Here is a 13328-nt window from a genome sequence, read left to right as displayed (position 1 = left end):
AAGCCCCATATATCTCAATCCGAGCGGCCCACCCCCGATCACCTCCGCCTGACTCTTGCAATCCAGAGTCCTTTTTGGTGTGTCACTGGACCGTCTCCCTGCCCTGCATGAATACACGCATGAAGGAACGAGATGACTGCTTGCAAGCTATTTGGCCCGGCTTAAGAACGATACACATCACGTCAGCGATAACCGCGCTGCCTTTTAAATAAACCTCCGTGCGGCACCGGAGTGCTGCCAAACCGTATTAGGATTGGCTACTTCGCCCCGAACCGCGGACGATACCTGCCGGGCCCCGTCACGAAATACAAAAACAGGGCCCCAACGATCGCCAGATTCTTGAAGAATTGCCCCTGCTGGGCAGAGCGCGCTCTTCCACGCCCTTTGCGGCAAAAGAAACCGCAAAGCCGGAAATTTCGAAGAGCTTGCCGACACCGGCCTGCAGGAAGAGCGCGCTGATCGAAAGGCGCCCAAGAAGAATTATCGCATCATTTATCTTTGCAGTCATTGGAAGTTGCTGTTGAATCTTGCTTCGGCACTCTCGGCAGATTTATCATCGCGCCGCGCCTGTGGGCGCTACGAAGCGGCATGATCCATGCCGCCTTCCCTTCACGGCGCGGGCTGCTGCCATCCGTACGCGCGCTTCTGGACTTTCTGGCGGATGAATATGCAAGACTTTCGGCTTTCGAGAGACAGCAAATTTTACCGTGAACCCCGCACAGGTGAGCGTTGAACGTGCACGCTGGTTTCTGCGCACGTTGCGCAGTCAACGGTAAATGACAGACGGCCCAATCCAGTATCAGTTTCTCCCGATCCTCACCTTTGGACTGCTGCCTGGATGCCGCTTGCAGCTATCGATCAGGTTCCGCCGACCGAATGGAATGGCGTTGTTGTCGCCCGCGCCAACCATACGCAAAACAAGGAATCGTGCGCCGAACCGGCAGCCACGTGCCGCTACGTATCAGGCCCTTGCGATTTGCCATACAGCGATCGCAGCTATTGCAGCCGGTATTGCGGCGACAATCAAGAAGATGGGCAGTTCCTGCATCACCGTGTAACCCGCTTTGGTCACGCCCACCCACATGTTAACCAGCGCCATCGCAAGCCAGAGGGGAATGAAAGCTTTCGCGGCGACAGCCACACTTGCCGAATCCTCGCCCCACAGCCAACCGAACAGGCAGAATACACCGAACAGGGCAATGCCGCCCAGAATCACCAACATCATATGCATGATGCCAACCTTTCATGCCTCGCAGGCGAGAACGGGCGCTGAAGCCCGTTCCCCCAGTCGTTACTTGGTCGTATAGCCGCCGTTGACGAGAATGGTTTGGCCCGTCATCCACCAACCATCGGAGACCATAAAACGGATGTAGGGGACGATGTCCTCGATGTCGGTAAGTCCCGTCTTGGAGAAACCGGAGAGCGCCGCCGCGGTCTTATGGTAGGCGACGGCATCCGCTCCTTCGGCGGGATAGAAAAACGGGGTGTCCATCGGGCCGGGCCCGATCGCCGTGACCGAGATGCCGCGCTCACCGAACTCCTTCGAGGCTGCGCGGGTGAAATGCTCGACCGGCGCCTTGGTGCCGGCATAGCTCGCATAGAAAGGTGTGAAAGCGCCGAGCAATGAGGTCACCAGCGTTACCAGCTTGCCGTTGTCATTAAGGTGCCTGCCGGCTTCCTTGATGAAGAAGAATGCGGTTTTCGCGTTGACGGCACTCATTTCATCATATTCGGCTTCAGATATCTCCAGGATTGGCTTTTTGAGGACCTTACCCACCGTGTTGATTGCAATGTCAGGCCGGCCGATGGCAGCCACAGCCTCGGCGAACAGCTTTTCGACGGCGCCCGCCGTTGTCAGGTCCGCTTGCAATGCCACTGCCTCGGCACCGGCCGCCTTGACTGCGGCCACTGTTGCATCCGCCTCCCCTTTGGTGGCAGCGCTGTTATAATGGATCGCGATTGCTTTTGCGCCGTGTGAGGCGAGATCGCGTGCTATCAGCCCGCCCAAATTCTTGGCGCCCCCGGCGATGATGACGGTTTTACCCTTGATGCTGTGATCGGTCATGGATGGCCTCCTTTGCAGATGGGCAGCCGCATCTGCGCCCGCCGTCGCCAGCCAGAGTATCGTCTGGATTTTCGTGATAAAGTCATCCATTCTGGTTTCACTTGTTTGAAACCCCGCACAATCTGAGGCTCTTGTGGATCGCATCGACCTCTTTCGTGTGTTCACCCGCGTTGTGGAGTGCTCAAGCTTTACACGTGCAGCAGACACACTCGGCCTGCCACGGTCTACGGTTTCGGCTGCCGTTCTGGAACTGGAGGCGCGGGTCGGCGCCCGCCTGCTTCACCGGACCACCCGCAAGGTTTCAGCGACGCAGGATGGGTTGGCTTTTTACGAGAGGTGCCAGCGCATTATCTCGGATGTCGAGGACACCGAGAACATCTTCCGACAAACCATCTCACGGCCATCGGGCAGGCTGAGGATCGACGTTCCGGGCCGGATCGGCCGGTTGATAATCGCGCCCGCCTTGCCGGATTTCCTTCATCGATTCCCTTTGATCGATATCGAGCTGGGGGTCACCGACCGCGCAGTCAATCTCATTGAAGAGAGTGTGGATTGTGTTTTGCGGGTCGGCGCATTGACCGACTCCGGTTTGATCGCGCGACAGATAGGCAGGCTGCCACTCATCAACGTCGGCAGCCCAGCCTATTTTGCCGCGCATGGCACACCTTTCGCCCCGGACGATCTGTCGCAACATTGGGCAATTAACTACGCATCTCCTTCCACGGGGAGAATTGAAAGCTGGGAATGGCTGGAAAACGACACCGTTCGCTCGATGTCTATGCGTGCCCGCGTGACGGTCAACAGTGCAGAGGCCTATATTGCATGTTGTCTAGCAGGAATGGGTCTTATTCAGATACCTGCCTACGACGTCCGAGATCACTTGCAAAACGGCGCCCTGATCGAGGTGATGCCGGATTACAGGGCCCAATCCCTGCCCATGGCGCTGCTCTATCCACACAGGCAGCACCTCTCCCATCGTTTGCAGGTCTTCATAGACTGGTTGGAGGCACTGCTTAAGCGGGAGCTCCTGAGCGACGCCATTCTTCTTGAGGATTGACCTGGGGCCGAGATAAAAATGAGATTGCCCGGCAGCGGACCGATCACGCAACACAACTGACACCCAGGCAAATCACCACCGCGATAATGCTGGCGGCGAAGGCTCCATGACGCGCCCTCAACGCATGTGTCACCTTCCGGCATGATGGACACAGGCCGAAACAGTCATCATAGTGCAGGAATAGAGCGACGCCACGGTCCGTCACTGAATGGCGTCACGGGCAGAGGCCGACTCTTTCCGAGAGCGAAGAGAAAGTTCGGGCAACCATCCCTGCCTCGGCCATTATGGGATTCACCGGCCTGCCGGCTCAGCTGGATGCTCTTCTCATGTTAACGCGGTGCGCCGCTCTGGAGGAAAAGGCGAATGAAAACGAGATTTCTCGGTGGGACTGTCCTCGCCTTGGTGCTCTCCACCGCAATTGCCTCCGCTCAGCAGGCCTCTGACACTGTCGCGCCCGAAAAAGCGACGGGAGCTGCAACTGCCAGACGTGTCGAGTCAAAGAGCTTCATGGTCGCCGCGGCCAATCCGCTCGCGGCTGAGGCGGGACGCGACGTGATCGCAGCGGGCGGAAACGCCATAGATGCGATGGTGGCGGTGCAGACCGTGCTGGGCCTTGTCGAACCGCAGAGTTCCGGTCTCGGAGGCGGTGCCTTCCTGGTTTATTACCATGCAAAAAGCGGCAAGTTGACGACGTTGGACGGCCGCGAGACGGCGCCGCGGGAAGTTACGCCGAAGCTCTTCCTGGATGATAAAGGTCAGCCGCTTAAATTCCTGGACGCAGTCATTGGCGGCCGTTCCGTTGGCACACCGGGAACGGTGCGACTTCTGGAGGAAGCCCATAAACGGTATGGAAAAGCGGAATGGGCGAGCCTTCTGAAGCCCGCCGAAAAGCTGGCGACCGAGGGGTTCAAAGTATCACCGCGTCTTGCCTCCCTCATCGCTTCGGAGGACGACCGGCTGAAGAAATATGCAGAAGCCCGGTCATATTTCTTCGACGCCTCAGGGGCCGCCCTGCAAACCGGTGCCGTGTTGAAGAACCCGGCCTATGCCGAAACGCTTGCCGTGCTTGCCAAAGGCGGCGCCGACGCTTTTTACAAGGGGACAATCGCCGAGGCGATCGTCAAGACCGTGCGCGAAGCCGCCGACAATCCGGGCGTCTTGTCGCTGACCGACCTGTCCAACTATCGTGTGATCGAGCGCGCACCGGTCTGCTTCAATTATCGCGCTCTTAATGTGTGCGGGATGGGACCGCCGTCTTCGGGTGCCGTCGCCATCGGTCAAATACTCGGCCTGTCGGAGAATTTCGACCTGAAGAGCCTGGGGCCGAAGAATGTCGAAAGCTGGCGCATTATCGGCGATGCGCAACGCCTCGCCTTTGCCGACCGCGAGCGTTATGTCGCTGACGCCGATTTCGTCCCCCTGCCGATCAAGGGCCTGCTGGACAAGAGCTACCTAAGCGAAAGGGCAAAGCTGCTCGATGGCGACAAGGCGTTGGCCAAGGATGCCGTCAAGGCCGGCGAGCCTGAATGGGACCACGCGCTCCTTTTGGGCCGGGATGCCGCGCTCGAGTTGCCCTCTACGAGCCATTTTGTCATTGCCGACAAGGACGGCAATGTGGTCTCTATGACGACGACAATCGAAAACGGCTTCGGCTCGCGTCTGATGACGAATGGTTTCCTGCTCAATAACGAGTTGACAGACTTCTCGTTCAAGACTCACGACGGCGGCCTGCCGGTCGCCAACCGCGTTGAGCCCGGTAAACGGCCGCGCTCGTCGATGGCCCCGACTATCGTGATGAAGGATGGAAGACCCTTGCTCGCCATTGGTTCACCCGGCGGCAGCCAGATCATCGGCTATGTGGCACAGGCGCTGATCGCCTACATTGACTGGGGCATGCCCGTTGAGGCGATCGTCGCCCAGCCACATCTCATCAACCGGTTCGGCACATACGATGTCGAGGCCGGCACCAGCGCAGAAGATCTGGTGGGATCGCTCAAGGCGCTGGGTTACGAGGTAAAACCGGGTGAAATGAATTCCGGTTTGCATGCCATTGAGATGACCCCCAAGGGGTTGGCCGGCAGCGCCGATCCCCGGCGCGAGGGAGCCGTTGTCGGAGAGTGAATGCGTCACGGCCACGAGCACCAGAACAGCGTGGAGGGTGTCTATCCGCCAAGATTACAGGCACGAGCCGACACCTCCCATATGATCTGGATACCTGACTAACGCCGCAGCCCATCCATGACCAGCCGGACGATCCTGTGCGCGCGGTCACGCCAATCCGGCCCTTCCGGTATGGAATAGATGCCGAAGAGCGCGTTCAGGACATCCGCACCTGCGATGTCTCCCTTTACGGCGTCAGCCTTGACGGCATTGTCGAGTAGCTCCTCGAACGCCGTATGCAACAGCTTCGAGCCCTCCGCAAAAAGGGCGGAGTTGGAGGTGAACAGGAGTTTCAGACTGTTGGCCATGCCCCTTTTTGCCGCCATGTAGCTAACAAACCGGTTCATCCATTCTTCAACGGCTTTCGCGGGCTCTTCTTCCCGGATCAGGTCGCGCGCGGCCGTCGCAAGAATTTCCAGCTCGCGCCGATAGACGCCCTCCACCAGATGTTCGCGCGTCGGGAAGTGCCGGTACAGCGTCCCTATGCCAACGCCTGCACGCCTGGCAATATCTTCCAGCGAAGCCGCCGCGCCCTGCTCTGAAAATGCCAGCGCCGCGACTTCAATCAGCTTTTCCCGATTTCGCCGGGCGTCTGCACGCAAAGGGGCCGGTTCAACCGGAGGCGTTTGCTCCTTGGGCACGTGAAAGGCCGCTCCATTAAAAAATAGCTTGACGGACGACTGCAAGCCACTAAGTTAAACGGAGGCGCCTCCGTTTATGGGTGCGCCATTCGCTTCTTTAAATCAGATATGAGGCGGATGTCATGCTGAAATCAACGATTGGCGCTGATGAGCTCCCGACAACTCCAGAGTTCCTGAGGAACTTAACCTTCTGTCGCTCATTCTGATGTCACAATGCAGGAGGCACTTATGACACGATCGGCCGATAGCATCAGACATAACGATAATCCCGCAGATTGGTTGCGTCGCAGTGCCGATGCCTCAATCTTGGCAACACCGCAGCAAGCTTTTTCCACTGACAGGGCCTACGACGTCCTGAACTTTGCCATCGAGACCATGAAGGCGGGGCTTGAGGTGGCGCTGTGCACCTTGGTGGAAATACGCGGAGGCTCGTCCCGGCCGCTTGGCGCGCATATGGCGGTAGCGGAGGATGGCAGGTACTGCGGATATGTTTCTGGCGGATGCACGGAAGCGGCTATCGCAGCCGAAGCCTTGCAAGCCATGAAGAGCGGCCATGATCGCTTCGTCATGCTGGGCGAAGGCTCGCCGTTCTTCGATATCGTGCTGCCCTGCGGAGGCGGTATTACGGTTGCGGTTCATCTTGTCAGGAACGTTGAACCGCTCTGTTCCACCAACATGCAGGTCGATCACCGGCAATGCGCATCGCTTTGTTATGCACCGGGTCTCGAGCAACTTTCGCCCGGCCTCCAGAGCAAGCCGACCGGCTGGGATGGCGATGTCTTCGTCACCCACTATCGGCCAAAAGTACGGACGGTTTTTTCCGGGCGCTCGCTCGAAGTGGAAAACGCCGTCAGCGTCGCGAGAGCTGCAGGATACGACGTTGTTCTCCTTGAGGATTCGCCGGGAACCAACATCGATGCATCGTTGATTGATCCCGACACGGCCGTTGCAGTTCTCCAGCATGACCTGGATCGGGAAATCCCGTTACTTGAGGCCGCTCTGCGCGCATCGCCTTTTTACATAGGCGCACTCGGCAGTTCCCGCACCCATGAGAAACGCGTCGAGCGATTGCGCCAGAGGGGTCATTCGGATGAGTCAATCGCCCGGATCAAGGCCCCGATTGGCGTTTTCGGGCGGGCAAGAGACGCTCAGTCACTGGCGCTGTCGGTCATCGCCGACATCGCAGCGTCGCGACAGCTCGACGTAACAAACAGCTAGAACAGAAGACCGTCGCATCAACAAGCCGACGGCTGGTCACAGGCAAACCATTACCGTGAGTTCCATGGGTGCCGCGACAGATCCTCCAGCGCGGGCCTTCAGAGGAGGGAGATGTCCAATGCGATTTAACATCAACGGAACGGCAGTGGAGGTTGAGGCAGACATCCGCACTTCGCTGCTTGATCTCATGCGCAACTATCTGGGATTTACCGGCACCAAGAAAGGGTGTGATCAAGGCGCATGCGGCGCATGCACCGTTCTGGTGGATGGCGAGCGCATCAATTCCTGTCTCGCGCTCGCGGTCCAGTATCAGGGGCGTAACATCACGACGGTCGAGGGCCTCGCCGCAAACGGCAACCTTCATCCCCTGCAAAAAGCCTTCATAGAGCATGACGGCTTTCAATGCGGCTATTGCACACCCGGCCAACTCTGTTCCGCCGTCGGCATGGCGGCAGAAATTGAACGAAACATTCCGAGCGTCGTCACCGCCGATCTTTCGAGCGACAGCATCGCCGTCGACGACACCGAGATTCGCGAACGCATGAGCGGCAATCTCTGTCGCTGTGGAGCCTATAACGGCATCGTTGAAGCCATATCTGAAACGCTGGTGCAGCAGACGGCGGTCCAAACCGATGAGAGGGCACGGGCATGAATATCTTCTCCTATCACCAGGCATCTGATGCTGGGTCGGCGATCGCGCTCAAACAGGCCGGACCGGCGGCGAAATATCTGGGCGGCGGCACCAATCTTGTCGATCTCATGCGCGAGACGGTCGAAAGACCGGAAACGCTGATCGATGTCACGCGGCTATCGAGCAGCATCGAACAGCGCACCGATGGCAGCCTGCTGATCGGTGCGGGGGTGAAGAACACGGCGCTCGCGGCCCATGGCGCGGTGCGGACCCAATTCCCGGTTCTCTCCCGGGCCATCCTGGCAGGAGCAAGCGCGCAGATTCGAAACGTCGCGACGGTCGGAGGCAATATCCTCCAACGCACCCGGTGTCGGTATTTCTATGACAATGCCGCCCATTGCAACAAGCGTGAACCGAGTTCGGGCTGCGACGCGCTGGAAGGTTTCAACCGCTACCACGCAATCCTTGGGGCATCTCAAAGCTGCATCGCGACCCATCCTTCCGACATGTGCGTTGCGCTCGTCGCACTGGATGCAATGGTGCACCTTGAGGGGCCATCCGGCACGCGCAGCCTGCCGCTGCGCGATCTTCACCGTCTGCCGGGCGACACACCCCAGATAGAAACGGCACTTCATCCGGACGAGCTCATCACGGCCGTCGAAATCCCAGCGCTGCCTTTTGCAAAAAGATCCGCTTACCGAAAGGTCAGGGACCGTGCGAGTTACGCCTTCGCTCTCGTTTCCGTCGCCGCGGCGCTTGATGTCGATAGCGCAGGTAACGTGAACGACGTGAGGCTGGCGCTCGGCGGCGTCGCGCACAAGCCGTGGCGCGCTCTCACGGCTGAATCGCATCTTAAAGGCCAGCCGGCAAACGCGAAGAGTTTCCGCGCTGCGGCGGAGGCCGAACTCGCGGACGCTGTCGGTTTACGAGACAATGCTTTCAAGATCGAACTGGCAAAACGCACTATTGTCGCCGTTCTGGAAGAACTGAAGGGAGAAAACGCATGAGCGCTGATACCCACACGCTGCCGGAAGCGGGCAGACAAGGTCGCTGGCAACCTGCCGTTACGAAAGATCCGCTGCTGCGCAAACATGGCGCCCTCGGGCAATCCATATCGCGCATCGAAGGTCCCATGAAGGTTCGGGGCAGGACGCGATTTGCGGCGGAATTTCCCTATGACAACATCAGCTATGCGGCGCTCGCTTTCAGCACCATTGCCCGCGGTCGCATCTCCGAGCTGAATGTGAGTGCAGCGGAGGCCGCGCCCGGCGTCATTCTCGTCATGACCTACACAAACGCACCGAGGATGAAGGCGCCGTCGCTTATGATGTCGTCTCCGACAGCTGCCGGGGCGAGCAATCTTCCCGTCATGCAAAACGACGAAATCCACTGGAACGGTCAGCCGATCGCTCTGGTTCTGGCCGAAACGCAGGAACAGGCGGATTACGCTGCATCGTTGGTCACGGCAAAGTATGAACTGCTGCCGGCGGTCACGTCCTTCGATGAAGCCAAGAAATCGCCCAGGCAGCTCGAAAACCTGCTTGGTCAGCCTCCATTTGTTGAAATCGGCGACGCGGAAGCCGCGCTTGCCAATTCGCAGGTGAAGGTCGATCTCATCTACAGAACACCACGACACAATCACAATGCCATAGAACTGCATGCAGCAACGATCGTCTGGAACGATGATGAGCTGCGCGTTCATGATGCGAGCCAGCTGCTAGACCTTACCACAGGCCAGCTCGCGGATATATTCGGGCTCGATATCAGCAAGGTCCATGTAACCTCGCCCTATGTCGGCGGTGGCTTCGGTGGGAAATGTTTCTGGGATCATCAGATCCTGGCTTGCGCGGCAGCCAAACTTGCGGGGCGCCCCGTGCGCATCATGCTGTCGCGGGAAGGTGTCTTCAGGATCATCGGCGGTCGCACCGTAACCGAACAGCGCGTGGCCTTGGGTGCCAGGACCGATGGAACACTTAATGCGTTGATCCACACCGGAACCGCGGCGATGACGACGCACAATTCCTGTCCGGAACAATTCACCTTTCCGGCCCGCCATCTCTATGGCGCCAGAACGTTCCGCATCGGTCAGGATGTCGCCGATCTGGACATGCTGGCAAATACTTTCATGCGTGCGCCGGGCGAGTCCGTCGGGACTTTCGCACTTGAATGTGCACTGGATGAACTCGCGGAGAAATTGGAACTGGATCCCATCGAGCTGCGCCGGCGGATCGAGCCGGAAAAGGACCCGACGACCGGCAAGCCGTTCTCGTCGCGCTATCTCATCGAGGCTTACGACAAGGGCGCAGGGCAATTCGGCTGGGATAAAAGGAGCCGGACACCACGTCAAAGACGTGAAGGCGAGTGGCTTATCGGCATGGGATGCGCCACCGCGACCTATCCTTACCATCGCTTTCCCGGCGGCGCGGCCCGGATCAAGCTGACAGCAGACGGCCATGTTACCGTGTCGACGGCCGTCCATGACATGGGTATGGGCACCGCCACGGCTCAGGTGCAGCACCTGGCGGCACGACTGGGGCTGCCGCTTGAGCATGTCACGTTCGAGTATGGCGACAGCAGACTGCCGAGAGGCGTGATCGCCGGAGGCTCCACTCAGACCGCCTCCATAGGCGGGGCGATCATTGCCGCAACCGAGGTCTTCATGGAAGAGCTGATCAAGCTTGCCGGGAATGACTCGCCCCTTGCGGGGCTGTCGCTTCCTGAAGTCGAGGCGAGAGATGGTGGGCTATCGCATGTGAGCGATAGCAGCCGGTTTGAGAGCTACCAATCGATCCTCCAGAGGGCGGGTCGAGAAGAGCTCGTCTGCGAGGCAGAGGCACCAGCCCCAGCCGAAATGGAAGCTTTTTCAATGCATTCCTATGGTGCGCAGTTCTGCGAGGTGCGCGTCAGCGCACTCACCGGCGAGACGCGCGTCTCCCGCTTCCTGGGTTCCTTCGACGCCGGGCAGATCCTCAATCCCAAAATGGCGACCAGCCAGTTCAAAGGCGGCATCATAATGGGCATCGGACTTGCCCTGACCGAAGAAACCTATTTCGATGAGCGGACTGGACGCATCGTGAACGCCTCCCTGGCGGATTATCATGTGCCGGTGCAGATGGACGTACCGCCTATTGAAATCCTCTACACCAACAAGCCCGACCCGCAGGCGCCGATGGGCGCTCGCGGCATCGGTGAAATCGGTATAACAGGGGTTGGCGCAGCCGTTGCAAATGCAGTCTATAACGCAACGGGTATTCGTGTTCGCGATCTGCCCGTCACCCTGGACAAGCTGATGGCCCGTCTCGACTGACGCGTTCGACAACATCAACGCCCTCAGCATTTCCGCCCCGGTCCAAACCGCTCGCCGCCGACACGGAGCGCCAAAATTCGAGGTCCAGCTTGGACCTCGACCCCGCCTGCAAGCGACAGCAATGTCGGTAAACGGTTCACAAAATCTGTCTGCCTGGATGGGCAGTAAGCCCTGCCCATCGGCAAAGAGCGCAGAGACCACCGGCATTACCCTTCGCCTATGGTTTTTGCGGTTTGCATACCGTCGAGTTGGCCGCTCTGGCGGCCTCCTTACCGCTACGGGCATGACCTACGGCATTCGTTTGTTCCTGGGCGGATCACGCGGCAGTCATAGCGAGAGGTTAGCCGTTGTTGGCTGCGCTGAGGACGGCCTTGACCGAAGCCGTGGCGATGTCATCGTCGATGCCGATCCCGAAAACCGTGACGCCATCACGAGTGCGGCATTCCAGGTAGGCGACCGCTTGGGAATTCGCGCCGCGTTTCAGAGAATGTTCGTGATAGTCGAGGACTTCCAACGTCACCCCACAGCCCTCCTCCAGCGCCGAGACCGCACTGGAGATCAGGCCATTCCCACGACCTGTGATCGCGATCACACGACCTCTGTGACGGATGCGCCCGACAAAAACGCGTTCCTTCCCGGCGCTCCGACGGCTTTCATCCTGATAATCAACCAGTTCAAACGTCTGCGGCCCGGTTAGATGGTAAGCATCTTCGAAGATCGACCAGATCATAGCGGCCGTGATTTCCCTGCCGGTGCTCTCAGCGAACTCCTGCACACGGCGGCTGAGATCGATCTGAAGGGAGCGCGGCAGTTTCAAACCCTTGTCCTGTTCAATCACCCAGGCAATACCTCCTTTGCCGGACTGGCTGTTGACGCGGATGACTGCCTCGTATGTCTCGCCTATGTCCGCCGGATCAACTGGCAGATACGGCATTTCCCAGATACCGTCATTGCGTTTTCTGTGGGCCGTGAACCCTTTCCGGATCGCGTCCTGGTGCGAACCCGAGAAGGCCGTGTGCACCAGTTCGCCGGCATAGGGATGGCGCGGGTGCACCGGCAGTCCGTTGCAATGCTCGACGGTATTCACGACATCGCGGATCGCGGGAAAATACAGTTTCGGATCGATCCCTTGGGTGTAGAAATTCATTGCCAGCGTCACCAGGTCCACATTGCCGGTCCGCTCGCCATTCCCGAACAGGCATCCCTCAACACGGTCGGCCCCGGCAAGTAACGCCTGCTCGGCCGCCGCCACGGCCGTTCCCCTATCATTGTGGGGATGCACGCTGATAACCACCGCATCACGGCGCGAGATGTTGCGGCCGAACCACTCGATCTGGTCTGCATAAACGTTGGGTGTCGCGACTTCGACCGTTGCCGGCAGGTTGAGGATCGCTGGACGTTCGGAGGTCGGTTGCCAAACGTCCAACACCCGTTCACAAATCTCAAGCGCAAAATCAGGCTCGGTGAAGCAGAAGGTTTCGGGCGAATACTGAAAGGTCCAGTGGGTGTCGGGTCGCTTCAGGCTTTCCTCCAGCATCGCCGTGACGCCGGTGACGGCCAGATCGATGATCTGATGCCGCTCCATCCCGAAGACCACGCGGCGGAACAGCGGAGCCGTTGCGTTATAGAGGTGAACGATCGCCCGGCGCGTGCCCTCGAGCGCTTCGAAGGTGCGGACAATAAGATCTTTACGGGATTGGGTAAGCACCTGAATCGTTACGTCGTCGGGAATCCGATCTTCTTCGATCAGCGCACGGACAAAGTCGAATTCGGTCTGTGACGCCGATGGAAAGGCGATCTCAATTTCCTTGAAGCCTACGGCGAGCAGCATGTCGTAAAAGCGTAGCTTGCGTTCCACATCCATCGGATCGGCAAGCGCTTGATTGCCGTCGCGCAGGTCGGTGGACAACCAGCGAGGCGCTTTCGTGAGCCGGTTGGACGGCCACCTGCGGTCTTGCAGCTCGATGGGAGAGACGAAAGGGCGGTATTTGATTTCAGGATTGGTCAACATGGCGCGATCCGTTGCGATGCGTTTTGTGAAGGATTCGACACGGCCATTACGATCGCCGGGAAGCCGTCAGGCCCGGCGATCGCCGGTAAGTCGCAGCACAACGCAAACCATCAAACTGGCAAGCGCTGGGGCCGCGTGTCCAACGGCCACGCCGAGCACCGCAGGATATGGCTCTTCGATGCAGTCAATGAGGCGGTTGCGGTCGGTCACCTGGCGAAAACTCTCTGCTGTTAGATGG

Annotated in this window: 10 protein-coding genes; 6 read left to right on the top strand and 4 right to left on the bottom strand. The window is 59.0% G+C overall.

Going from position 1 to position 13328, the window contains the following annotated elements:
• Positions 1–961 precede the first annotated feature (961 nt).
• Both WA845_RS09285 and WA845_RS09280 read right to left on the bottom strand, forming a co-directional pair.
• Positions 962–1231 (bottom strand): hypothetical protein, encoded by a 270-nt coding sequence (locus tag WA845_RS09285; RefSeq protein WP_034497418.1) that lies wholly within the window; start codon positions 1229–1231, stop codon positions 962–964.
• Positions 1232–1291: 60 nt separating this feature from the next.
• A complete protein-coding gene (locus tag WA845_RS09280; protein ID WP_112556359.1) occupies positions 1292–2065 on the bottom strand; it encodes an SDR family oxidoreductase in 774 nt (257 codons plus the stop codon).
• A 133-nt stretch (positions 2066–2198) separates the two neighbouring features.
• Here WA845_RS09280 and WA845_RS09275 point away from each other — a divergent pair, with 133 nt between their 5' ends.
• On the top strand, positions 2199–3122 hold the full coding sequence (locus tag WA845_RS09275; RefSeq protein ID WP_112556278.1) for a LysR substrate-binding domain-containing protein: 924 nt from the start codon (positions 2199–2201) through the stop codon (positions 3120–3122).
• Between the two features lie 363 nt (positions 3123–3485).
• Positions 3486–5243, top strand: coding sequence for a gamma-glutamyltransferase (gene ggt, locus WA845_RS09270; protein WP_112556279.1), 1758 nt, complete (start codon positions 3486–3488; stop codon positions 5241–5243).
• Positions 5244–5341: 98 nt separating this feature from the next.
• Here the strand turns inward: ggt and WA845_RS09265 are convergent, their stop codons facing one another.
• Entirely contained in the window at positions 5342–5923 is a 582-nt protein-coding gene (locus tag WA845_RS09265; RefSeq protein WP_022563124.1) for a TetR/AcrR family transcriptional regulator, read from the bottom strand.
• A 228-nt stretch (positions 5924–6151) separates the two neighbouring features.
• Here WA845_RS09265 and WA845_RS09260 point away from each other — a divergent pair, with 228 nt between their 5' ends.
• From WA845_RS09260 to WA845_RS09245, 4 genes are all read left to right on the top strand, one after another.
• A complete protein-coding gene (locus tag WA845_RS09260; protein ID WP_112556361.1) occupies positions 6152–7141 on the top strand; it encodes an XdhC family protein in 990 nt (329 codons plus the stop codon).
• A 118-nt stretch (positions 7142–7259) separates the two neighbouring features.
• Positions 7260–7793, top strand: coding sequence for a 2Fe-2S iron-sulfur cluster-binding protein (locus WA845_RS09255; RefSeq protein WP_006699848.1), 534 nt, complete (start codon positions 7260–7262; stop codon positions 7791–7793).
• Positions 7790–8779 carry an FAD binding domain-containing protein gene (locus tag WA845_RS09250; RefSeq protein ID WP_006699847.1) on the top strand — a complete coding sequence of 330 codons (990 nt, stop codon included), beginning with the start codon at positions 7790–7792 and terminating at the stop codon, positions 8777–8779. The genes WA845_RS09255 and WA845_RS09250 overlap by 4 nt, the downstream gene beginning before the upstream one ends.
• Positions 8776–11079: a xanthine dehydrogenase family protein molybdopterin-binding subunit gene (locus tag WA845_RS09245; protein ID WP_220367306.1), complete on the top strand. Its 2304-nt coding sequence runs from the start codon at positions 8776–8778 to the stop codon at positions 11077–11079. Before WA845_RS09250 ends, WA845_RS09245 begins: the two co-directional genes overlap by 4 nt.
• A gap of 340 nt (positions 11080–11419) precedes the next feature.
• On the opposite strand, the gene leuA is transcribed toward WA845_RS09245, so the two are convergent.
• Complete coding sequence (gene leuA / locus WA845_RS09240) at positions 11420–13090, bottom strand: 2-isopropylmalate synthase (RefSeq protein WP_112556281.1); 1671 nt, start codon at positions 13088–13090, stop codon at positions 11420–11422.
• Positions 13091–13328: the final 238 nt, after the last annotated feature.

It is taken from the genome of Agrobacterium sp. CMT1 (assembly GCF_037203725.1).
GTDB lineage: Bacteria > Pseudomonadota > Alphaproteobacteria > Rhizobiales > Rhizobiaceae > Agrobacterium > Agrobacterium pusense.
Note: the sequence above shows the minus strand (reverse complement) of the source record. Positions and strands in the feature narration are given on the sequence as shown.

What these genes read in the sequence shown, in the direction of transcription:
- WA845_RS09285 (WP_034497418.1), bottom strand. Translation starts at nt 1,231, where the DNA reads ATGCATATGATGTTGGTGATTCTGGGCGGCATTGCCCTGTTCGGTGTA.
- WA845_RS09280 (WP_112556359.1), bottom strand. Translation starts at nt 2,065, where the DNA reads ATGACCGATCACAGCATCAAGGGTAAAACCGTCATCATCGCCGGGGGC.
- ggt (WP_112556279.1), top strand. Translation starts at nt 3,486, where the DNA reads ATGAAAACGAGATTTCTCGGTGGGACTGTCCTCGCCTTGGTGCTCTCC.
- WA845_RS09260 (WP_112556361.1), top strand. Translation starts at nt 6,152, where the DNA reads ATGACACGATCGGCCGATAGCATCAGACATAACGATAATCCCGCAGAT.
- WA845_RS09255 (WP_006699848.1), top strand. Translation starts at nt 7,260, where the DNA reads ATGCGATTTAACATCAACGGAACGGCAGTGGAGGTTGAGGCAGACATC.
- WA845_RS09250 (WP_006699847.1), top strand. Translation starts at nt 7,790, where the DNA reads ATGAATATCTTCTCCTATCACCAGGCATCTGATGCTGGGTCGGCGATC.
- WA845_RS09245 (WP_220367306.1), top strand. Translation starts at nt 8,776, where the DNA reads ATGAGCGCTGATACCCACACGCTGCCGGAAGCGGGCAGACAAGGTCGC.
- leuA (WP_112556281.1), bottom strand. Translation starts at nt 13,090, where the DNA reads ATGTTGACCAATCCTGAAATCAAATACCGCCCTTTCGTCTCTCCCATC.